The organism is Bacillus sp. ISL-57 (assembly GCF_018613135.1).
GTDB lineage: Bacteria > Bacillota > Bacilli > Bacillales > DSM-1321 > Peribacillus > Peribacillus frigoritolerans.
Genome location: NZ_JAGGQV010000030.1, coordinates 1 through 24,705, shown reverse-complemented (window position 1 = coordinate 24,705; position 24,705 = coordinate 1). Strand labels below are relative to the sequence as shown.

Annotated in this window: 16 protein-coding genes and 1 pseudogene; 11 read left to right on the top strand and 6 right to left on the bottom strand. The window is 36.2% G+C overall.

Annotation, left to right across the window (positions count from 1 at the left end):
- The first annotated feature begins 303 nt into the window (after window positions 1–303).
- The 3 genes from J7I90_RS24840 (at window position 304) to J7I90_RS24830 (ending at window position 5,631) form a co-directional block, all read left to right on the top strand.
- The gene (locus J7I90_RS24840; protein WP_214774314.1) at window positions 304–1,293 is read left to right on the top strand and encodes an AAA family ATPase; all 990 of its coding nucleotides are present in this window, start codon (window positions 304–306) and stop codon (window positions 1,291–1,293) included.
- Between the two features lie 17 nt (window positions 1,294–1,310).
- On the top strand, window positions 1,311–3,719 hold the full coding sequence (locus J7I90_RS24835) for a S8 family peptidase (RefSeq protein WP_214774312.1): 2,409 nt from the start codon (window positions 1,311–1,313) through the stop codon (window positions 3,717–3,719).
- A 457-nt stretch (window positions 3,720–4,176) separates the two neighbouring features.
- Window positions 4,177–5,631: a zinc-ribbon domain-containing protein gene (locus J7I90_RS24830; protein WP_214774310.1), complete on the top strand. Its 1,455-nt coding sequence runs from the start codon at window positions 4,177–4,179 to the stop codon at window positions 5,629–5,631.
- Between the two features lie 365 nt (window positions 5,632–5,996).
- On the opposite strand, the gene J7I90_RS24825 is transcribed toward J7I90_RS24830, so the two are convergent.
- The 6 genes from J7I90_RS24825 to J7I90_RS24800 all read right to left on the bottom strand — a co-directional run bounded on the left by J7I90_RS24825 (window position 5,997) and on the right by J7I90_RS24800 (window position 10,746).
- Entirely contained in the window at window positions 5,997–6,245 is a 249-nt protein-coding gene (locus J7I90_RS24825) for a hypothetical protein (protein ID WP_214774308.1), read from the bottom strand.
- Between the two features lie 390 nt (window positions 6,246–6,635).
- A complete protein-coding gene (locus tag J7I90_RS24820) occupies window positions 6,636–8,516 on the bottom strand; it encodes a pLS20_p028 family conjugation system transmembrane protein (RefSeq protein ID WP_214774306.1) in 1,881 nt (626 codons plus the stop codon).
- A 68-nt stretch (window positions 8,517–8,584) separates the two neighbouring features.
- Window positions 8,585–9,007: a hypothetical protein gene (locus J7I90_RS24815; RefSeq protein WP_214774304.1), complete on the bottom strand. Its 423-nt coding sequence runs from the start codon at window positions 9,005–9,007 to the stop codon at window positions 8,585–8,587.
- Window positions 9,008–9,029: 22 nt separating this feature from the next.
- Window positions 9,030–9,209 (bottom strand): hypothetical protein, encoded by a 180-nt coding sequence (locus tag J7I90_RS24810; RefSeq protein WP_214774302.1) that lies wholly within the window; start codon window positions 9,207–9,209, stop codon window positions 9,030–9,032.
- A 760-nt stretch (window positions 9,210–9,969) separates the two neighbouring features.
- Entirely contained in the window at window positions 9,970–10,116 is a 147-nt protein-coding gene (locus tag J7I90_RS24805; RefSeq protein ID WP_127777491.1) for a BH0509 family protein, read from the bottom strand.
- A 399-nt stretch (window positions 10,117–10,515) separates the two neighbouring features.
- Window positions 10,516–10,746, bottom strand: coding sequence for a hypothetical protein (locus J7I90_RS24800; protein WP_214774301.1), 231 nt, complete (start codon window positions 10,744–10,746; stop codon window positions 10,516–10,518).
- A 553-nt stretch (window positions 10,747–11,299) separates the two neighbouring features.
- On the opposite strand from J7I90_RS24800, the gene J7I90_RS24795 reads away from it, so the two are divergent.
- The 8 genes and pseudogenes from J7I90_RS24795 to J7I90_RS24760 all read left to right on the top strand — a co-directional run.
- Window positions 11,300–13,345: a CocE/NonD family hydrolase gene (locus tag J7I90_RS24795; protein ID WP_214774300.1), complete on the top strand. Its 2,046-nt coding sequence runs from the start codon at window positions 11,300–11,302 to the stop codon at window positions 13,343–13,345.
- Window positions 13,346–13,371: 26 nt separating this feature from the next.
- Complete coding sequence (locus tag J7I90_RS24790) at window positions 13,372–14,664, top strand: MFS transporter (RefSeq protein WP_214774299.1); 1,293 nt, start codon at window positions 13,372–13,374, stop codon at window positions 14,662–14,664.
- 306 nt (window positions 14,665–14,970) lie between these two features.
- Window positions 14,971–15,657 carry a TetR/AcrR family transcriptional regulator gene (locus tag J7I90_RS24785; protein ID WP_214774298.1) on the top strand — a complete coding sequence of 229 codons (687 nt, stop codon included), beginning with the start codon at window positions 14,971–14,973 and terminating at the stop codon, window positions 15,655–15,657.
- Between the two features lie 513 nt (window positions 15,658–16,170).
- On the top strand, window positions 16,171–17,511 hold the full coding sequence (locus J7I90_RS24780; protein ID WP_251025466.1) for a sensor histidine kinase: 1,341 nt from the start codon (window positions 16,171–16,173) through the stop codon (window positions 17,509–17,511).
- Window positions 17,508–18,143, top strand: a complete 636-nt coding sequence (locus J7I90_RS24775) for a response regulator (RefSeq protein ID WP_214774297.1) — start codon at window positions 17,508–17,510, stop codon at window positions 18,141–18,143. Before J7I90_RS24780 ends, J7I90_RS24775 begins: the two co-directional genes overlap by 4 nt.
- A 666-nt stretch (window positions 18,144–18,809) precedes the next feature.
- Window positions 18,810–20,141 carry a peptide MFS transporter gene (locus J7I90_RS24770; protein WP_098186332.1) on the top strand — a complete coding sequence of 444 codons (1,332 nt, stop codon included), beginning with the start codon at window positions 18,810–18,812 and terminating at the stop codon, window positions 20,139–20,141.
- 435 nt (window positions 20,142–20,576) lie between these two features.
- Complete coding sequence (locus J7I90_RS24765; RefSeq protein WP_214774296.1) at window positions 20,577–21,284, top strand: SH3 domain-containing protein; 708 nt, start codon at window positions 20,577–20,579, stop codon at window positions 21,282–21,284.
- A gap of 2,594 nt (window positions 21,285–23,878) precedes the next feature.
- Window positions 23,879–24,705, top strand: a pseudogene (locus J7I90_RS24760) (hypothetical protein); the annotation flags it as partial.

Genomic DNA, 24,705 nt, shown 5'->3' with positions numbered 1-24,705 from the left:
TCTAGAAAATATGCAGTGAAATAAGATTTATATGTACAGTGATTGATTTGGAAAGAATACTTAAGGAAATACTTAAATGAAGTATCAATTTTTTAGGAGGCTTCTTGCTGCTTACAGATAGGCTGCTTCTAATTACGCTGGGTTTATTGACATTTTAGTTATCAAACAAAAAAAATTATATAAAAAGTATTTGAGATCTACTCAAACTATTAAGAAAAATAATATTGATTTATATGTAAGTTAATGTAAAATGCGAATGTGAAAAATTGATCTTTCCTATTAATTCATAGGAGGAATATAAAAATGGCTAAGGCAGAATTTATAAAGGCACTAATAAAGGCACATATTTCTGGAGACAATAATAAGTTTCGACAGGTAGCACTTCAAATTGCTGCTCAAGAAGCATCATCAGGTCATGTTAAGGTAGCAAATGATATTAGAAAGTTAATTGATAATGTATCCCCTTCATTTGGACAATCTGCTGGGAAAGTTGCTCCTGAATTAAAAGTTTCGTTACCAAAAAGCAATATGTCAGAGCTACTACAATCTAGTTATCCGAGAGACAAATTTAATGAAATGATACTATCAGCTGACACAAAAGAAAAATTAAAACGAGTTTTAACTGAATGGAGAAGTTATAACTTACTGAGTTCTTATGGACTAGACTATAAGAAGAAGTTATTACTTGTTGGTCCACCTGGTAATGGAAAAACATTGTCTGCAAAAGTTTTATCAAATGAACTGGGATTACCGTTATTTGTTGTTAAATTAGAAGGACTTATTTCTAGGTATTTAGGTGAAACCTCAGTTCATCTTAGAAGTATATTTAATTCAATGGAGAATACACCAGGAGTATATCTTTTTGATGAATTTGATTCTATAGGTACTACAAGGGGAGATCAAAGAGATGTAGGAGAAGTACGAAGAGTATTAAGTACCTTTCTAATCTTACTCGAAAATTTCAGTGGGAATAGTTTGATAATTTCAGCAACAAATTACAATGAAATGTTAGATTTTGCACTATATAGAAGGTTTGATGATGTAATAGAATTTCCTAAACCAGGAAAAGAAGAGGCGATGAGCTTACTTAAGCTAAAAACAAAAAACTTCCCTTCAAAGATCAACAATTATAATGAATTGATTAGCATTTCTGAAGGTATGAGCTATGCAGAAATAGTAAAGGCAGTAGCAGAGGGGATAAAGACTTCTATACTTTTTGGGGATAAAACTTTAACTCAAGAAATTCTTGAAAAGACAATAATAGAGAGAAAATCAATGAATCCGAATAATTAAAAATTGGGGGATTACTAATGAAAGAATATAACTTAGATCATTTGATATTAAGAGGCGTAAAAAGAGAAAAATTCAAGTCACCGAAAACAGTATCTATGGACTTTAATGTTCCAGTTAGAAATCGAGAAGAACATGTGTCAAAAATCCGTAAAGAGCTAGAAAATTTAAAAAAACTAAAAATAGAAACTGAAAAAAAAGAAGCATCATTAGTTACATTTTACGGTAAGGAGAATCATGATCTAAAATTCGAATCTATAGGAGATAAAAAATCAGGTGTAGAAGTAATTATTCAAGGTGAGAGAGAAAAAATACCTTTTGCCGTTGCGAGAGTTCCAAAAAAGGGATTTGATGTTGTTGAAAAAAAACTAACTGCTTATGAAAAAGAAACTACCGCAAATGGTAAACCTAAAAACAATGATTTAGTAGCTAGCATAGATTCTATTAAAGAGACTTTGATAGAAGAGCTTTATGTAGGTGACAAGAGTTATTGGCCAGACGATAAAGACAAAAAGTTTTGGTGGGAAATTTGGTTGCTAGGAGGATCTTTAGAGGAACAGGTAGCAGAAAGTAGCATTAGTTTATTTATTACCCTTGTTCAGCGGTTTAATTCTTCTTTTGTTTCTAGTAATATATTAAAGTTTGGAGAAAGACAAGTAGTTTTAATAAATGCTACAATTCGTGAATTAGAAATGCTCGTAACAGAAAGTAACATTGTAGTTGAAATACATAATCCTTCCAGAGTAGTAATTCATGAAATGATAAAAGAGGGGATTGAAAATTTTGAAGTTTCAGATTTACTCCAAAGATTAAATTATCCTAAAGGAGAGTTACCTCGTATTTCTGTGATAGATACAGGAATTAATAATAGTCACCCCTTACTTGAAGAATTATTTTCTACTAATAGTTTACATAGTATTGACCCTAGTTCCCCTTCAACAGGTGATGAAATTGGACATGGAACAGAAGTAGGTGGTATAGCTGCCTTTGGTGACTTGACAGATTTGCTTAAACACTCCGATACAGGACCTATAGAACTTACACATTATTTAGAGTCGGTCAAAATTCCATTAGGTGATATAGGGACTGAACATCTATGGGGAATGACTACTATTAATGCTATCAATACAATTGAAGAGGCTAATCCCGGAATTAATAGAATATTTAACATGTCAATTGGTGCAAAACATGATGATCCTTTAAATGGGAAGCCAACATCTTGGTCGGCTGCGGTTGATATGATTTGTTACAATAATGGAGAGGGAAGATTAATGACAATTGCTGCAGGAAATGTTTCTCCTAAAGACAAAGAGGGGTATCCGACAAGAAACTTGGCAACTGAAATTGATGACCCAGCACAATCTTTAAATGCAATTACCATTGGGGGTTACACAAAGTTATTAGACCATATACCTCTTGAAGGTGACTACCAAGAATACGAAATTTTAGCAGAAAGAGAAGGTTTATCTCCCCATAGTGCAACAGGTCCAACAAAACACGCAATTAAACCTGAAATTGTTCTAGAAGCAGGTAATGTAATTGTAAATGGGAATATGTTTGAAGATTTTTTTGGTGGAATAAGTTTATTATCCACTAATAACAAATTTTTAGAAGAACTTTTTGTAAATACTTCTCAAACAAGTATGGCAGCACCGCAAGCTGCAAATTACTTAGCTAAAGTTTGGTACGAGAATCCAGGACTTAGGAATGCTACAATAAGGGGTTTATTAATTCATTCTGCTAGTTGGAGTAAATCGATGATCCAACAATTTCCTAGTAAAAATGATCGGATTAGATCTTTTGGTTATGGTATTCCAGATTTGGAATTTGCTCGTAAGTCTGCAAATTCTGCAGTAACGTTAATAGCTGAAGATGAAATTAAATGTGGATATGAGGATCGATCAAGTGGTAAGAAAAAAATTGTACGTGACATGAATTACTATAGAATCCCATGGCCAAGTGAAGTACTGTTACAATTAGGATCTTCTTCAGTGGAATTAAGAATTACTTTATCATTTTTCATTGAACCTAATCCTAAATTCTATACAAATTCATATGAAGGTGCATCTTTATCCTGGGAATTACAGGGACCAACAGAATCAGATGAAGAGTTTTTTAAGCGAATCAACAAGGAGAAAAGAGAAGATGGGGAGAAAGGTTTCAAATCCGGGATTGACTGGGAAATAGGGTCTACGAGTAGGAACAGAGGTACTGTCCAATCAGATCGTTGGAAAACTACTGCTGCAGAGTTAGCTAGCTGCGGATACATTGCGGTGTTCCCAAAGCACGGATGGTGGACTAAAAACCCTAAGAACAGACCGGATCCTTCTATGCAATATTCATTGATTGTTTCAGTGATTAGTGAAGACGAAAATATTGATTTATACGTAGCCATACAGAATGAAATATCTGTTGAAATTGATTCGTGAAAACTAAATATTCGTAACTAAATCTCGTATTCTTATAGTAATAAATGATTAATTCTGCTTTTTATTATCTTCTAATTACTTTTGGAATTATAAAAAGAGTAGGGAGCATCCTTTCCTACTCTTTTATATTTAGCAATTTTTAAGAATATCCGAGGTAGTTCTTTATATAGTAAGGAAAATAATCAATCTTTTTTCAAAACAGGTTCATTCTATTTGTTCATTTTTCAAGTTTATTTGTATTTTTTTAAATCAATCCTTTTTATAAAAGAATAAATAATATTAAGAACCTGTTTTGATTAATTTACAGGCTCTTTTTTTTGTTTATCAGGGTTATTAGTGTTTGCTCAAGCCCTCTTTCAAAGCTACAAAAAATAAAAGAAAGACACATCTCCATTGTCTAATTATTGAAAATTTGGGATATGAATAAACTGAGGCTGTTTTTGGGGGAGTGGAATAAATGAAGAAAAGCCTAGAAAGTGAATATCCAGAATTGGCCAATGAATGGGACTATGAATTAAACGGTGATATAAAGCCTAGTGATGTTCCTCCAAAAGGAAGACAGGATGTATGGTGGAAATGCAAAGAGGGACATCGTTATGAGGCTAAATTAGCATCTAGATCTAATGGAACAGGATGCCCGTATTGCAAAGGTTCAAAAGTGTGTTTGGAACGTTCATTATTAGGAAGAAGACCAGATCTAGTAGCCATGTGGGACAAAGAGAGAAATAGTTCATTAACTCCAGATAAGGTACTTGCTGGATCCAATATTGTGATTTTTTGGATTTGTAAAAAAGGTCATTCGTTTGATATGTCAATTAAACAAATGACTAGAAAAAGAAGGAGTAGTGGGTGCCCATACTGTCGAGGTTTAAGGGTGAATGAAACAAACAGTCTAGCTAATCTCTATCCACATATTGCAAATGAATGGGTTGAATGTATTGATTATAAAAGTAAGACTGCAAAAGATGTCACACCTGGTTCATCTTACAAGGTTTTATGGAGATGTAAGAAGGGACATGAGTGGAAAACCACTCCAAAACATCGGACAAGTGGTGGAACAGGGTGTCAAAGGTGTAATACAACGAAGAAAGTGTCAAAACAATCATATGCACTTTTTTATTATTTAAAAAAACATTTTGATGATGTTGAGATGGAAACACGACTTTTAGGCACACGTATGGTTTTGGATATTTACATTTCTTCGATTAAGTTAGTAATTGAGTATGACGGAGGTCTATATCATAAGGATTATAAGCGCGATATAAAAAAAGACATTGCGTTACTAGAAAAAATGCCATATACAAAGGTCATTAGAATTCGAGAACCGGAATGTCCTACATATAAATCACCAAATCAGAATACATTTTTTTATGATCTTAAAAATCATTCAATGAAAGCATTTCAAACGTGTCTTGAAAGGATATTTACTGATCATATTCAACAAAGTCCTGATATAAATATTGAAAGGGATAATGTGTCAATTTTAGATTTAATGGATCGTTGGGAATATGAAAATTCCTTAGCCAATGTTAGACCTATACTTTTAAAAGAATGGGATTTCCATAAGAATGGGGATTTAAAACCAGAAAATTTTAAAGTTGCAAGTCATGAAAAAGTAAATTGGGTTTGTATTCATGGGCATCAATGGCCTGCTACAATTGCAAGTAGAACACAAGGAGGCAACAACTGTCCAGATTGTGGGAATAGAAGGTTGCATTCGGATAATAATTTAGCTGCTGTAAATCCAGATCTAGTTAAGGAGTGGCACCCAACTAAAAATGAAAAGGGCCCGCAAGCTTACTTTGCAAACTCTCATTTTAAAGTTTGGTGGTTATGTAAAAAGTGCAGTCACGAATGGGATGCACGAATATACAATAGAAATGGTAATCGTAGTGGATGTCCGAATTGTTAGAGAACAATCATAAAGAGACGATAAGTAATGTTAAATAGAATAAACTCGTTAAATTAAAGGCTTTGACATTGAATACGAGGGCTAATGTCTATTAAAAAATGAACAATAAAGAGGCGCACGTCGTGCACCTCAGTTCTCAATTCTATTACCGTTTCAAAGGCTCTCAACCATTTTGGTTGGAGGTCTTTTTTATATCTAAAAATTGGTTTTGGTCACAATTCATAGGGCGATGTACTTTTGGGATTTTACAGCTGCTGCCTGCTCCTTTGGTTAAATGTTTGTGTGCCCTCGACTTTTACATTCTCTTTTTACTTTGAATTTAAAAAAAGATAACTTCAGGAAAAAAGGAGAAAATGGATCTATATTTATTCTTCCATTAATTCAACTAATAAATTTTCAAAACGATTAATTGTAATTGTTGCTTCCTTCATAATTTGAAAGTGCATTTTAATTATACTTTCTAAACGGAGTTCATTTTCATTTATTTCTGGTTCATATGCAACCTTTTCTACAATTGATTTAAGAAATTCTTGCCTTGATACTGATTTTCTTTTTGCCATTACATCAATTTTTTTCATTGCTACTGGATCTATATTTCTTAATAAAATATCCATTGTTCAACTCTCCTTTTGGGTAGAATACAAGATTTGGATTTAAAGGCTATAGAGTGAGAAAGAGCATAAGGAAAAACTGATATCACCAAGGGTGATATCCTAGGCAAAGCCTAGTGTTTTATATGATATCGTTAATTTCTTTCAGGTGGGCTGACATGGGACTCCTGATTGATATAGGTGGGCTGACGTGGGATACCTGAACTTTTTCAGATGGACTGATGTGGGCCTTATATAATAATTAAAAAGCAGTTATTTAGTGATATCACTAAATGTTAATCAATGTCCCCTTTGTGTCCCCCTATTTTCGACCAATGTCCCCTTCGCGTCCCCCTATTTAATTAAATGTTATTTAAAAAAAGAGAAGGGAATCTTCTCTTTCATTTCACTTTTTTATTGGTTTTTTCGACGGAATTTAGCGATATTGTTTCTTAGAATTTCGCCTGTATTTTGACCAATTTGATAGGTGCGTTTAACCGTTTTTACTGATTGACTGTTCCGCACATTATCAGAAATTATGCTTCCAACATGACGAGTTTCTCGATCAGTTCTTTTTTCTTGTAGTGGTGTTTTCATATTAGCCTCTCCTTGCATTTTAGATGAAACCGAAGGATAATTTGATTGTGAAAAGGAAGATAATGAAGGACTGGAACTGTCGTAGTCACCTGACATTTTCTTATTTTTTTGTATATCGCCATTATTCATTTGGCTTGGCGATCCAGATGGTATGAAGTATGCACTGTTTACAGATGCACTTCGTTTTCCATTACTGGAGACACCATTCAGAGCCATTTGATCATGCAACCCTATTACTTTCCCTTTTCCTGTTTGTCCTTCTCCTTGTTGCTGTTTTGCCATTTCTTGTTCTATTGAGGAAGCAACTTCTTGCGTTCCAGTTTCAATTTCTCTGGAACCATCTGAACCATTTGGACTTTGTTTTTCTTGATTTTGATCTTGTGCCATTAAATCTGCAGAATGACCACTTTCAGAACCATTCGAAGTCCGTTCTGTGGGTTGGTCCCGTACTTCTGCTCTAAGGCCATGTGCCATTCCGGTAACTCCTGCAATACCACTTACACCCTTCAATGCGGCCGATTTCCCTTCACTTGATAATCCCTTCAGAGTATTTGCAGTACCCTTTGTTGCACCGGTTACGCCTTTTGCAACAGCATAACCACCAGCTATGGCTCCCCAGCTAGATTTCAGTCCTGCATCAATTCCAAATAACCGTTCAACGATATTGGGACCGTCAGTTACAGCAAGAGAGAAAGCAAATAAAGCAATTAAATAGGCGACACCATCCAATTTATCGTTAATAAATTCTGTACCAATCAGATAAATTTTCATTGATAGGAAAATCATTATTGTCACTAGAAAAGTATTTAGGATACTTTGAAGAATTTGCTTTGTCTTTTGCCCTGAATGAATATCAGCAGGGGCTATAATGATTGCTAATACATAGTTAAATGTTAACTCAAAGAACAGTTTTGCTAGTTTTATAGCGATTATCAGCATTGTAAAAGCCGTTATTCCTAAAGTGATTGCAATTGTCCAAAAGTTCCAGTCCCAACGATAATATTTTTCTTTAAAGGTAGTAAAGAAACCATTATCTAATTTAACCTTCTTGGCATTACCTACATCGTCATACTCCAAACGATGAGAATAAACCTCGCGCCCTGTATCTGTCATTTTTTCCCCAGCAAGTTCAAAATCCTTATCAATAGATTGTGTGATATTAATTTTTAAAATTCGATCTTTTGGAATTCGGTTCGGATGTTTAAGTTCAGTTGTATTCCAACCCGTTACGTCAAATTGAGCAAGGTCAGTTATATTGTCTTTAATAACTTCTTGACTAATTGAACCTTCTTCAACAACATCAAGAGCATGAATAGCTTTATCTGTGAATTGATTTGCCTTTTCCATACCTTCTTGTATCAAAGCGAAAAAAAACATTATCAAAAAAACATTCACTATAATGGCTTCACGATCCAACTTTTTTTGAAAAATGAGCTGATATCCTGTGTAGAGAAGTGAAAACCCCATCAATATCACAGAAAGGGGAATAAGAAATTCTACAAAACTTGTAATTTCAACACTGTCATAAAACATTTTTAATCCTAGGATTGAATCCGTTATGTTTGATAGGGAATCAACAAGCCATGCAAGCCCTTTTATAATGACCCATCCTATCCAACGAAGCATATAACTGATCGGATTCGTTACTTCAAGAAAATCAGAGAATTTTTCAAGTATTCTTGCTACCTCTTCATCCATGCAATCTCCTCCTAGTTAACTTTTAAATCCCCGTATTTCAGTAGTTAACTTAGTTTATTTTAGTTAACCTATTTCGAATGTTTTTGCTGCAGACTTTGAACAAATGTTTCTACTTTAAAATAAATGTCATCTTCTGAGAGATCGATAAAATCTAGTTTCTCTTTTACTTCACCATCTTGATAATAAGCAAGTGTTAACGAGTTCTGTTTTAGACCAAGCATTGAAGTATCTTCTTTAGCATGATAAATATTTATGTCAACGTTTTTTGCTTTAGCCAAACGTTCAATTTCCTTTATATTAAAAACTTCTTCTTCTTTTCTGCTCTCAAATGGTGACCTTATATATAAAAAGCCTGTTTCAAATTTCTCAGCTTCCTCTAGACTCAATTGAGTTGTTTTACCATTTCCTTTTACATCATCACTCCCACAAGCTGAAACATTCAATACTAGGAAGAAAACAAGACACCCATTAAGAATCTTTTGAAAGTTCATTTATAAAATCTCCTCTCAATTTTTATAATAATATTGCACCTTTCACAGTTTTGCATGGAGATTTATAAACATAGAAAATCATATCTTCTGTTCCTTCTAAAATGAAAGCCTCAGTTAAAATGCCGTCTTTTTCTTCAAACTCATTTATGTGTTCCTTTAATAATGCAGCTTGAATTCGATTTAAGGAATTTTTCATTTTCATGATGATTTTTTCTCCTTCCGGTATAGTATAGGATTAGGTTTATTTGAAAATATGCTTCCTCTTGTAATAAGGGGGCTTTTTCAGGTTCTTTATATCAGTTATATATAAGAATATAATTGAAAATGCTCACCTATTTGCTCACCTGACATTGAAATATCATGACACTATGTGAAGTTATTTTAGGTGGCTTTGACTAAAAGTGTTGATATTATTACCTTGTTACTTCCTATTAAATTATTAATTGAATGGGCGGCATGATGTAATCATCGCTTAAATCCCTTAAAATATAGGGGTTTAACGAGGATTCAGAATGAATGCTCACCAAACATGTGAATATTTTTAAAGTTGAAGGCCTCTCACAGTTTACTGTGGGAGGCCTTTTCTTATTTGTTAAAAGGGTAACTTCATACATCCAATTTCAACGAATGATATCATATAGTTTCGGGCGATGGGGGGAACAGCAACTACTAGAGTCTTTTCGAGTAAAAGGAACTGTTGAAAGTTGGATTGAAAATGTTTTTAACTTAGTGAAGAATCATCCAAAGGCCTTTTTCCCTTTACTAGCATCTTTTGCTTGGTTATTTTGCATGAGTTTGATATGAAGCCCATAGTTTTAGATGTATCAGGTGAATCCAGCAGTGGTAAAGTGGTTTAATTCTACTCTGTGCATCGGTATGGGGGAGTTCTAAAGAATAAAAGTAAAAGCGGGAAACCATGAATTATCAAAGTTTTTCCCGCTTTTTATCATTTTATATTTGAGTTACATATAATCATAAACAGAGTCATCAAAATAGAGCCAGTGATAATATTCAATCTGTGAATCTGTCATCTTGGAAATGTCTTTCTCATTGAATTTTTGTTGCTCAATTAATTTCTGCACTTTGGATTTTCTTTCTACTTGGCTCATCTTAAATCCTCCTTATAGTATGAGAAGTAACGAGGTATTTAATTATTGAAAACGCATTCTTTTTTTATTATATATCTCAATGTGAGATTAAACAAATATCAAATATAGATGATTTTTAAGGAAATAATATAGAAATGGTATTTATCTATTACTTTGAAGCAGTTAATGAGGCAAGGGCGAATTGCCAAAGCCTGAGTTTTGTCAAAATATCAAGCCAAAGTTCTAGAAAAGGGAGTTACTTCCTTGGAAATAACTCCGATGATTTTTGGTTTTCACTTGCTAAATTTCACTTGTAGTTTACACATATTTTTGTCTGTAAGTTATTGGTTCGACATGCCCATTCTCCTTTAGGGTTAGCTGTCTTCTCATTTGCTATATAATCTCCCGCAGGACCTTATGTCAAAGAACCAATTCCCGGTAATGCAGCCAATACTGCCTGAAAACACATCTCGGGCTTACTATCTGATTATCATCTTCTGAGAGATCGATAAAATCTAGTTTCTTATTTATTTCACCTTCTTGATAAAAAGCAAATGTTAACGAATTTTGATTTAGGCCAAGGTTTGAAGTATCTTCTTTAGCATGATAAATATTTAAATCAATGTTTTTTACTTTAGCTACACGTTTCAATTTCCTTATAATGCAGTTTGAATTCGATTTAAGGATTTTTTCATTTTCATGATAATCTTTTCTCCTTCCGATATATTATAGGATTAGGTTTATGCTTACTCTTGTAATAGGGGGGCTTTTTCAGGTTCTTCATACCAGTTATTTATAAGAATATAATTGAAAATGCTCACCTATTTGCTCACCTGACATTGAAATATGGCATGATATAATCAACGCTTGGATCCCTTAATATAGGGGTTTAACGACGATTCAGTAATGAGTGCTCACCTAACATGCGATTATTTTTAAAGTTGAAGGCCTCTCACAACTTACTGTGGGAGGCCTTTTCTTTTTATGTAAAGTAAAAATTAAATATAAGAATTCTGAAAATTTTAAGTTGTTTAACATATCTTCGGGTGATATACTAATTTCACAAATATAATCATGATTATAAAATTACTTTGATTGTTTCGTAATTACGATTAAAAATTTATAAAAGGCGCTAATAGTGAGTTAAAAGTAAAGATAATGACCACTTTACGGCAGATGAAAATGAGTAAGAGGAGGATGAAAAGTGTCAACAGAATATAAAGAAAAAGAAATTATCACTAATTTTCCTTATGCGGTTGAAACCATTGAAAACACTTGGATTGTTTTAAAAGATGGAACTAGACTTTCAAGTCGTATCTGGTTGCCTGAGATTAGGGAAGGTCAAAAAGTACCTGCCATTTTAGAGTATATTCCTTACAGAAAAACAGACGGTACAAGGGCAAGAGATGAACCGATGCATGGTTATTTTGCCGGGCATGGTTATGCTGTTGTGAGAGTGGATATGAGAGGTTCGGGAGAATCAGATGGTCTGCTAAGGGATGAATACTTAAAGCAAGAACAAGATGATGCTCTGGAAGTTATTGATTGGATCTCAAAACAAAATTGGTGTGATGGAAATATCGGTATGATGGGTAAATCATGGGGGGGCTTTAATTCGCTTCAAGTTGCAGCCAGAAGACCCCAAAATTTAAAAGCAATTATTACACTCGGGTTTACCGATGACCGGTATAACAATGATATCCACTATAAAGGCGGCTGCCTCTTAAATGATAATTTCTGGTGGGGGGCCATTATGCTGGCCTATCAGGTGCGTCCACTTGACCCTCATATAGTTGGGGATAGCTGGCGTGAAAAATGGCTGGAAAGATTAAAGGAAATGCCTTTATGGATGGCGCAATGGATGGAGCACCAAACGAGAGATGCTTATTGGAAGCATGGATCAGTTTGTGAAAATTACGATGACATTGAAGTCCCAGTTTTAGCAATCGATGGTTGGGAAGATTCTTATACGAATACCGTATTAAGTTTAATGAAAGGGCTTTCAGTTCCCAGGAAGGGGATTATTGGACCTTGGGCACACGTATACCCTCATGATGGAGTTCCAGGACCAGCAATGGGCTTTTTGCAAGAAGCTGTTAAATGGTGGGACCATTGGCTGAAAGGAAAAGAGAACGATGCGATGGTTGGACCAATGGTGAATGTATGGCTTGAGGAAAGTATGCCTCCTTCTTCCATTAAACCAGTAAGTAAAGGAGAGTGGGTTGGACTCGATTCCTGGCCATCAAATGAAGTTCTAACGCAAACTTATCAATTGACTCATGGTAAATTGCTAGAAGAAAGAGATGAAACAAAAGAGCGAGTGTTATTAAAAACACCTTTAAATCACGGCCTTTTATCAGGTGAATGGATGGGTGCAGGAGTACCGGGGGAAAGTCCGTCAGACCAACGATTGGATGATGGGATGGCGATGGTATTTGAAGGGGATGTCTTAGAAGACCCATTAGAAATAGTTGGTTATCCAAGATTTGAAGTACAAACGACAAGTGACAGACCAAAGGCAATGCTCTTCGCACAACTATCAGATGTGGCACCAGATGGAGCCGTTACCCGTGTTTCTTATGGAGTAATGAATTTAACCCATTTAAATGGACATGATCAAGTAGACTTGTTAACCCCTGGTGAAAAGATAAATGCATTTGTTAATTTAGACTGTTGCGGGCATAAATTTAAAGCCGGGCACCGGATACGTTTGTCTATTGCAACAACTTTTTGGCCAATGTTTTGGCCAATGCCTGAGGATGCAACACTTACTCTGAATCTTGAAACCGCAAAGTTTTCATTACCAATCTTTAAAGGTAGCCGGGTATCTGGACCGAATATGAGTCCTCAAAGCGCTCCATTAACTCCGACAACTATACTTTCAGAGGGAAGAGTCGATCGTTCCATTACATACGATATTTTAACGGATACATGGACTTGCATAACCGATGGTGTTGGAGGGGTATTTGGTGAAGGGGTCTATCGCTTTGATGACATCGATGTTACGGTTGAACACAATTTGAGACGAGAGTTGACATTAAGTAATGCTAATCCTCTTTCCGCGAAATATACAATTTATCAAAAAATGAGGATTGGCCGTGAGGGTTGGTGGATTGACGCTGACATTACCGTTACCCAAACTTCTGATGCAGAAAACTTTATGATTGTTGGGGAAATGGATGTTAAAGAAAACGGCCGACCGGCATTTCATAAGAATTGGGATCAAAAGATTGAGCGTTCAGGACTTTAAAAAGCCAGGGATTGGAGGGAAAAGAGATGAAAGGGAAATTAAGAAAAAATATACCTACTCTAGTCATTTTAATCATTGCAGGTGAAATGATTTATACATTGCCTTATTTTCGAAACTATTATTATGATGTATTCTTAAATGCCTTTCACTTGACCAATACTCAAATGGGTACGCTTGGCAGTGCATATGGAGTTTGCTGTTTAATTTCCTATATCTTTGGAGGGTATGTGGCAGATCGATGGAGAACGAAGCACTTGTTATCCATATCCTTATTTGCGACAGGGATTCTAGGCTTTGCTTTACTATTGTATCCCCCTTACCCTGTGTTGCTGCTAATCTATGCAGCTTGGGGTATAACATCCATCATGACATTTTGGGTAGCGTTAATAAAAGCCGTCCGTTCGTTAGCATCTGAAAATGAACAAGGAAAAGCATTCGGCTTTTTTGAAGGCGGACGCGGTGCTGCCAAAGTTATCGAATCTGCTTTGGTATTAGGACTCTTCGCCTTTTTAGCAAAGCAACTGAGTGACAAGCTGGCATTGTCTTCTGTGATTATTTTCTATTCCGTGATGTGTATTCTTTTAGGGTTTATGATTATGTTACTTTATAAGGAACCGGATGGTAACAACAGTAGTGACGAAATAAAAGAAAAGGCAGATAAAAAATTTGATTGGGCAATACTTTTGAGGATTCTCAAAATGCCAACAACCTGGTTGGCAGCCATTCTTATTTTAACGTCTTATGCAATGATTAATAGTTTCTATTATATTACGCCTTATGCAACGGCCGCCTTTGGTGCTTCAACAATAATTGCCGCTGCTTTGGGTTACTTTTCACAATATTGTCGCCCAATCGGAAGTTTTGGCTCTGGCATTATCGGGGATCGAATTGGTATTTCGAATATGGTCATAATTGGCTATTGTGTTCTGGCAATCGGTTTAGCTGCTCTCATCGTATTACCTGGAAAGCCTTCTTTCATCTTATTACTGTTAGTTTTCATAGCGATTATTTATATATCAATGTATGCATTACAGGCAACGCACTTCGCTATTTTGGTGGAAGGAGACTATCCTGTCGAAACAACAGGAACAGTTGCCATGCCCTTGATGATTATTGGGTATAGCGGAGAAATCTTTATGCCAATTGTTGCAGGTGCTTGTTTGGACCACTGGAGTGGTACTGAAGGTTATAAGGTATTATTTACGATTTTATTGGGCTTGACGATTGTTGGGTTGATTACGGCTATAATTTGGCAAAGAGTAACGAAAGAAAAACGAAAAGAGATTGCGCATCTGAAGAGAGAAATGAAAGCAAGTTAGCAAAAACAAGAGGATTAAAAGGTTGCCAAGTGATAGAATAATGAGGTTTTCTTATAGATCCCCAAAAATGTAAAGAGGCTGGCGATAAACGTTTTGTTTTTTGCCAGCTTTTTATTTTTATACGTTTCTATAGTGGGCTAATGTTCTTTCGGCTTCCATGCCATAGTTTGGTATAATTTATCCATCAGCACTTTATTGATTAGCATGCCGCTATAATATATAGATAAGAATACAGAAAGCTTTGTTTTATAGGGTTCAGTGATTGAAATGGACCTATATCCTTTTAAAAATGTGAGGGGAATAGATATGAAAAAAAAAGAAATACAAATGGGCCGCATGTGGAAATACTTTGTGGACGCAACAGCTGAAATTATCGAAGAAGAAGGTTTAGAGAATGTAACAATAAGGAAAGTTGCGGATAAAGCGGGCTATAATAGCGCAACCATTTATAACTATTTTTCTGAGGTCTCCCATTTGATTTTTTTCGCTTCAATGAAATTCTTGAAATGCTACACAGATGAGGTAGCTGTTTATATTGAAAAAGGAAAAGATCCAATTGAAAAGTACTTATTAGCATGGGAATGTTTTTGTAATCACTCTTTTCAGCAACCACAAATTTTCCATGCGGTTTTTATTATGGACCTAGCCGATCAACCTGAAAAGCTGCTTGAAGACTATTATAAAATCTATCCGTCTGATTTGATTAACATTCCTGAAGAATTAAAGACTATCCTATTCGAACGTAATGTGTCAAAAAGAGGCCGATCCTTTTTAGAAATTGCATTAAGAGAGGGCTACATTAAAGAGGAAAACGTTGATGCGATTAATGAATTGACCATTTTAGTATGGCAGGGAATGTTTACAAATGTTTTAAATAATCGCAAAAGCTACGATTTTCAAACGGCTGCAAAAATCACCATGAACTATATAACAGAGATTGTACACAACGCAAATCTCTTTCATTTTAAAAAAGATCATGCCAATCAGCAGTAGTATTCTCTACCATTTGACAAATAAAATTTACTATAAATTTGTTTTCCTAGCGACATCGAAAAAGCCTTCCTCTATTGATTGAGAAGGCTTGGGATAAGTATATTAATTTTTATTATTTCTTGTTTACCTTCGATTATCTTCCTAATGCAAAGGCACCGGCTCTTAGAGCGCATTTCTTACCCCAGAACGCGCAATTTTTTTGAAAAACTTAGGTCGTTGAAACGGGACATACCTATAGGATATTAGCCATCCGTGAATGATATAAAACCTCAGTTAAAAATGACGTTACAAAACAATTCAAGTACATAATGCTTTGTTCAAGATTTAGATATTACTTGCAAGATAAATCGAATCTTTGCGCCAGAACCCATTTTTTTATAATTTTCATAATGACGATGAATTACGTATAATGAGATTATGGAATATGGAAGGGTATACATAACTTTAAATACATAGGGAAAATTTTTTTATCATTCTATTCTAAGCAAATAATCTATCAAAGGTGAAATGATTATGATGGCTGGTCTTATGAAGTCTTGGACAATATGGATGAAAATTGGCGTAATTTTATTCGGGGTATTCTTACTGTCGTGGTTGGGTCCTGACGAAATAGGTCTTACTGATTTGCTTATTTCATTAAGGGAAGGTGAAGAAACGGGAAATAAGCTAATGCTTGCCGTTTTTTTGTTAATTTCTTTAAATACAGTTTTAGCTTTGTTTCATTATATTGGTGCACTGCTGTTGGGGGACGAAATCGCTGTTCGTTTAAACCGTCCATGGTTAAAAATCGTCATTCCTCTTATTGTTATTCCCCTCGACTATATCGTGATAAATGCTTATTATTCTTTAACATATTCATTTAGCGCATATGCGTTGTTATTGTTGTTAGCCATCTTATTATTGCAAGCCTTTGAAAAGGATAGGCTAAAGCCCTTTATTAAAACGATTATTTGTTCTCAATTAATCTTTGGGATCGAATGGCTGAATGAGATTCCTTCTTTGTCTAAATATGGATTTGGACAAGGGTCGATTTCAAAGGAATTAAAGGATATAGCGGTTCAAATTGGATTTGAGCAATCTTTAACATTGTACAGTTTAACTTTGTGTTTAATTTTTGTTATTAATGCTGTTATTTTAGCTGTGTATTTTTCATTGGCTGAACAAAAGTGGCGGATAAAGCAAGAGCTTCATTATGCGCAGTTGGAAGCAATGCAGTCAAGATCAGGAAGGGAAGCATTATATCTGGTCCATGATTTAAAAACGCCTCTTACAGCAATTGAGGGGCTGAATTCTTTAATTAGTTTGAAAGTGGACGATTCTAAAATTAAGGAATATTGTCAAAGGATTTCATCATCGATTCAATCCGTTAGCGACATGATTTCCGAGATTTTATATGATGATAAAAAACATTGGTGCCGTATAAAAGATTTAGTTGAATATGTTGAAGCAAGCAGACTGAGCGGGACAAATCTTAATCTGAAGGTAGACTTTCAAACAGATCCTGAAATTAAAATTTTCATTAATAAAATCCGAATGACAAGGGCATTGGTGAATTTAATTGACAATGCCTACGATGCAGTGAATGGAGTGGAAGATGGAAAGATTCTGCTTAAGGTTAAAACCTATGAAAATGAACTTTGGTTGGGGGTATCAGATAACGGGAAAGGGATTTCACCTAAAGATCAGGAGAAAATATGGAAAGCTGGGTTCAGTACGAAATCTCATCCAGGGATGGGATTAGCTTTCGTACGACAAGTTGCTGAAGGACATGGTGCCTCTTTAGAAGTTGACAGCAAGCTTGGGCACGGGACAATAATTTGGATTAAACTTGCTGAGAGGAGTGTGTCAAGGTGAACATTTTAGTCATTGATGATGATGCATCAATTCAATATATGCTAAGTGAAATTTGTGAATTTGCCGGCTGGAATGTAAATACGGCTAACAACGGAAAAGAAGGGTTAAATGTATTTGCAGAAGAAGGGGCGGGTGTTGTTTTAGTTGATTATCATATGCCGGAAATGGACGGAATAAAAACAGTGGGTGAGCTTCGTAAACTTAATGCTGATGTTCCGATTCTTGTATTAACAGTCGATGAACGACAGGAAATCGCTGATCGCTTTCTTGAAGCAGGCGCAACGGATTTTGCCTTAAAGCCAGTAAAAGCACCTGATTTGATTTCAAGAATTCAACTGCATGCTCGCCTTGCAAAATTAACTCAATCAGCTCCGCAGCAAAAATCCAGTGAAGAAAAGGATGTTTTTGTAACAAAGGGAATTAGTAAGAGAACACTTAGTCACGTTAGTGATTTTCTACAATCTAATCGTGAACCTTTTTCTGTTGATACAATTTCTAAAGAAGTTGGTTTGGCTTATCCGACCGTCTATCGATATATTATGCACTTACTTGATGAAGGAAAAGTGGAAACCATTGTGAGTTATCAAAAAATAGGAAGACCGAAAAATTTATATCAATGGATTGTTGATTAATAAACTGCCTTAATACAAGGCAGTTTGAGTTTGTAAACAAAAGGGTTTCCAATTGATATTTCAACAAATTTATTGGAACGGAAGGTACGAGACTCCTGCGGGAAAAACGCGTCGAAGGGAGACCCCACAGGCGCCAAGAGCGCCGAGGAGGCTCCCGGACCCCCGCGGAAAGCGAGTGCCTGGAGTGAAAATCAACGTTCATATTTTTAATCTCTCAAAAAAATGTAGGCCATCTTAACTAAAATCGAGTTTGTCAACAGTCTGAAACTGCCTTAATACAAGGCAGTTTTTTTTTATTATGAAGGGGGGAGCGCCGTTGCTGCACAGACCGTTAATGCAACAAGACTTTTTCTCTTTTTTTTCTGTATTTTTATATATTCTGATAATATAAAATTATTTTACAACACTAAAGATTCTAATATAAATGCCTTCATTGAATGTCTTCAAGTTAAATGAATGAATTTATAAGTTAATGCTCATGTAGATTTTGATATCAGATTCTTTTTGCACCAGTGTAAAGTTTGAAAATGTAAACGCTTACCGATGGTGAGTTGGATGGCATGAGTGGCCATCATTGTACCAATCAATTGTCTATTAAATAAAGACCATGCAATTATTTTGTGAATGTAACGATTGGTGGTTAACCATATTGAGGAGGACTTTATTATGCAAGCACTATTAAAAGAAGAAGTTCAGCAGCCAAACCAGTCCAGGAAAAAGCATCCTCCAGGACTGTATATGCTGTTCGCTACTGAGGCATGGGAGCGCTTCAGCTACTACGGAATGAGGGCAATCCTTGTTCTTTACCTAACGGCAACGGTTGTAAACGGCGGGCTTGGAGTCGACAAATCTGCGGCAATGGGCATATACGGATTCTTTACTGGTGCCGTTTATATTACGCCAATGATTGGCGGATACTTGACTGACCGTTTCATAGGCAGAAGATTGGCGATCACGATTGGCGGTATTTTAATGGCGCTTGGTAACTTTTCGCTATTCGCAAGTCAGAGTTTGACAGCGCTTTACATTGGTCTTGGTTTATTGATTATCGGTAATGGTTTCTTCAAGCCAAACATCTCGACAATTGTTGGTGATCTTTATGAAGACAATGATCCGCGTCGTGATGGGGCTTTTACCATCTTCTATATGGGTATTAACGTTGGCGCTTTTTTCGCACCGTTAGTGGTCGGGCTTATGAGCTATAAATATGGGTTCTTGACAGCAGCAATTGGCATGATTGTAGGACAGTTGGTTTTCAATTTATTAGGCAATCGCTATTTAGGTGATATCGGTAAAGAACCTACTGGCAAACCGGATGTTACAGCTGGTAAAAAATCAGCTGCACCGTTAACGAAAAGAGAACAAAAACGTACAACGGCAATCGTGATTTTGGCAGTCTTCGTCATTGCGTTCTGGGCCGCTTTCGAGCAAGCAGGGAGTTCATTGACATTGTATGCTAATGACCAAATTGATCGGAATGTATTTGGCTTTGAGGTTCCAACTGCCTGGTTCCAATCATTGAACCCATTATTCATCGTGATTTTAGCGCCAATTATGTCTGCTTTATGGTACAAGCTTGGCAGCTCAAAACGTGGTGACTTAAAAACCCCAACGAAAATGGCTCTCGGTTTAGTCACTGTTGGTTTAGGTTTCTTAGTACTGCTTCCTGCCGTCATGTACACAGGAAACGATACAGCCCTGAAAGTGAACATCCTGTTCATGATTGTAACGTATTTCCTTCATACATTAGCCGAACTAATGATTTCACCAGTTGGTTTGTCAATGGTAAGTAAAATTGCTCCAATCAAGCTTGCCTCACTTCTGATGGGAGTATGGCTGGCAAGTTCCGCAGTGGCCAATATGGTAGCTGGACAATTAGCTGCATATACGCAGTCTTTAGGTTACCTGGAAATCTTCAGTGTGATTGGTTTTGTAACAATTGGTTTAGGTATTGTATTGTTGTTTCTTTCGAAGCCAGTTGCAAAGCTGATGAAATAATGAAAGAATGAGCTGACCCAAAGGCATATAATGTGCCATTTGGGTCGAGCTTTTTTTAGTGGGAAAATAATAGAATCGGTCCAAACTTAGTTATTCTAGAAAGCCTGCGATGATAGAATATCATGTATCTAGTGATGGAAATCATCGAACGTTACGGGCTATATTAGTAGTGGGCTGGCCAGTTTTTTAAAGGCAAGGGACCACGCGCCAGGCCCAACCAGATGTAACATCCACAATGGATAAGGGTAGATAGAGGCTATGCAAGAGAAGGAAGATAAGCGAATAGATGATCTAATCCTTTATGGAAACAGAAGAAAGGAAGAGGAAATCATATCGCTATCCCTAATGGCTTCTGGATGGGCTATACTTATCTAGACAGAAAATTTAAGGTCAGGTAGACTACACATACAACTAGTTATAGAAAAGAGGTCCGATATGCGACGTGATATTCAACTGAATGAACGAGCTTTCTCTTCCAAGGAAGTGGCAGAAGAAGTGGGGATTGCAACTCCAACTGTTCGAAAGTATGGTCAAATCTTAGAGCGGAATGGATATGAGTTTTTGAAAGATGGAGATCGACGTATCTTTGTTAAATCTGACATCGGAGCGCTTATAGCGCTACGCGATACGGACAAGCCCCTAGACGATACAGCGAAAGACCTGGTATATCAACAAAAAGAAAGATTAGAAGGATCCAATGAAACACAGGTAGCGCTACCCGATACATATGAAAATTTGTCCCGCGACCCCAATCAATTAAACGAGGCCCTAATGTTTTTAGCTAATGAACTCGCAGCCACACGTGAAATGAATGTCCAACTGACAAACGATATGTCAGAGCTTAAAACAAAGGTTTCCCGGCTCCAGCAGGATCATCATGTTATAAGTTCTAGTATTGGAAATTCAGCGCAAAGAACTAATGCTAAAATTGAACAATTAACTGAACAACAAAATGCCCATTACGAAAAATTGCTGGAACAAGAAAAACAAAAAAGTGAACTCTTACAAAAAGAAATACAAAATATGCGGGACGAACAGAAAAAAGAATGGAGTTCACAAAATGAATTTAATAGACGTTTAGAAGTGACTATACAAAAACGTTCCGAAAAATGGCGGGGGCTTTTCTCCATATTCAGAAAATAAGGTGCCTGTTAAGGTTTTTTGTCTAGCAGTGTATTGATTTATGGAAGCGAATTATTGATGTAGAAACATTTGATAAATATTTTTTTAATAAATAATGATGGATAAAGCATTGAGATGCGAATCCACAAATAAAAAATTCATAGTGACAAATATGATTTACGTAGCTGAAAAACAGAATGAAGAAAGAATATTTGATATGCATCTAAAATAAAATGCAAAATTTGACGCAAGCAAAAAAGGCAGTTTAATAAAATGAGAGTTGAGCCGGTTGAGAACTTGTATTCCAAAACAAGTGTCATCCTTACTATAGTCGCTCCAGACAGGAATTGATCGGCATTTTTTTGGTGTTTCATATCGCTGGGCGATATAACTTACAAATAAGTTCGAAACCTTTAGGTTTAATAGAAAAGTGGAATTCAATATACAAACATGATATACATCCGAATGAACGTGTATTCCTTTCTAAGGAAGTAGAAGAAGAATGTGATGCAATACCCACTGGCTATGTTTTTAAAGATGATGGTTGCCTATCTTTATTCAATCTGACATCGAAGCGCAGATAGCGTTAAGCGATACGGACAAGTTACTAGAGGGTACAGCTAAAGGCCATATCTACAAAAAGATAGATTAAATGAATCTAATGAAACAGAGATAGCGAAAACCGATATATATGACAACTTAACCCTTAATTCCAAACAAATAAAAGAGACTTTAATGTTTTAATCAATGAACTCAGGGCTACGCGTGAAATGAACGTTCACTGACAAACGATATATCTCAGCTAAAACAACGGTTTCCCAGCTCCGCAAGATTCATATCCTTAATAGTATTCCTCAATAAAAGGGCTTATCGGTTTTTACCATGTTACGTATCGCTGGGCGATATAACATGAAAATAAGTCCACAGAACCTTCATCTTTAAATAGAAAGGGAAGTCCGATATGCAACAGGATTTACATCGGTATAAATGAGCATCCTCTTCAAAAGAAGTGGCAAAGAAGTGGAAATGCAAAATCTATGTTCGAAAGTATGTTTAAAACTTAGAGCGAAATGTATAACCGTTGTTTAAATATGGAAGTTTTATACCTTCGTTCAATCCGACATCGAAACGCGTAATGCGCTACGCGATACGGGCTGCCCCTCTAAACGATAGAGCTAAAGACCTTTGTATCAAGAAAAGGAAAAATCAGAAGGAACCAGAAACAGAGATAGCGATACCCGATACATATGATATTTTAACCCATGTTTTCATTCAATTAAAAGAGAGCTAAATTTTTCAACCAATAAACTCGCAGCTACGCGTGAAATGAACAACTAACTGACAAACGATATGTCATAGCTTAAAACTGAACAACAAAAATCCATTAAGAAATATTACTTCAATAAGAAAAAGGTTTCATTACTTTTTTTTAGTCTCTTATACGATATTGTGGTGTTAATAACGATTTAAACCTAGGCAATCAAATCAATAGTAGAAATTCCTTTGTTCAACTATTCAGGATCACTATTTTCAAATTTCAACAATTTCCCGAGAAATAATTACAAATTCCGAGTAGTTATCGACAAAATTAGAAGGTTCTAAAAGATGTAGTAAAAACATTGGTGAAAATTATGACCAATTGAGTTTTTCAACAAGGAATTCAGATAGGAAGCCTGGTTGATTGAGTTAAAAACTTGATTGAAGACATTTATGGGGTATTGAGTATGGGGAAGTAGACGAACCATATCTCTTTTGAATGAAAGCGTATGTGTTGAGAAGAACATACCATTCAGAACTAAAGATATATAAAGGGGTGAATGAGGGACAACCTAGGATAGTACTGAAGGCAGCTAAAGTGCCTCGAGTAGCGACCTGTGATCACTCGAACATTACAACAAGACCTAGAAGCAGTCAAAGAGAACAAGGCTAAGGCCTAAGACAAAAGGAGGCCCCAAGGCAAGGGATACATATGTCTCGTAGGGTAGTCAAGACCAAGCAGGCTAAACACTGATAGCGTTTTTTATAGGTGAATGGGAGCCTTCTAAGTAAATTAAGGAAGGCAGCTAGATCCCCGCGAGTAGCAACCTACGCTAGTTGACAAATACTAAGCAATCTCTAATTGGTCTATAAAATCAAATTTATAAAACGTTATAAGCTTAGCACCTTAAACAGGTGCTTTTTTATGTGTTACCATACATATAAAAAGATTTTTCTACCTGATTTTTAAGATAAAAGTCCTTTTTTTTCTTTAGAAGTTTACGATTTAATAGTATCCAGTGTGGGTATTCATGTTCTTGCAAATTACAAAGATCATTTTAAAAAATGTAGAAGGAGACTGTTTATATTTTCGATTTTACATCCTTGTTTTTTTACTCCTGAAAGTGATTGGAAGAAAATAAGGGACGTAAAAAGGTGCATTGGAATGTAGATGTCTGTATGCCCTAAACCCGCTGAATCTCCATTACTCCTACACCCACTTATGGTAGGGATAGGCGTCTCCAAGTGTTCATGCTCCATAATAAACAATCTATTTATTTCACCAAAAAAGTCCAGCTCTAAAGGTGTTACCTAGCATAAAATATAGTAAAATTTATTGCTTTCAGGAGAGGGTAACATTGACAAATCATGAACGAATCCCGAGTGGGGTTATCGTAATGTGGAGCGGATCCATTAAGAATATTCCAACAGGATGGTTGTTATGTGATGGAACGAAAGGAACGCCGGATTTGAGGGAGCGCTTTGTTCTGGGAACAGCTGAAAATTCGGAAATTGGCGATAGGGGAGGGCATAAAAGAATAAAACTAGACAAATCCCAACTTGCTCCCCATAGTCATACCGGAAACACGGCTGAGGCTGGAGACCACACACATATGGGTACGACGGATGTGAATGGAAGCCACACGCATACGGGAACAACGAATGTAGCTGGAGACCACACACATATGGGTACGACAGATGTGGCTGGAGACCACACGCATACGGGAGCAACGAATGTAGCAGGAAATCATACGCATACGGGTATGACGGATGTGGGTGGAGACCACACGCATACGGGAACAACGAATGTAGCAGGAAACCATGTGCATACGGGAACAACGAATGTAGCTGGAGACCATACGCATACGGGAACAACGAATGTAGCTGGAAGCCACACGCATACGGGAACAACGAATGTAGCTGGAAGTCACACGCATACAGGGATGACAAATCCCTCTGGAATACATTCACACCAATACGTTGATCGTGGCGACACAACCACTAATAAACCGGCAGGCGGGAATCAAGCAGCAGCCAATAACACTTCCGGCATTTATACCACATCTCCAGCAGGGGAACATACCCACAACTTTACGACATCTGAGGCGGGAGCCCATAGCCACGACTTTACGACATCAGAAGCGGGAGCCCATAGCCACGACTTTACGACATCAGAAGCGGGAGC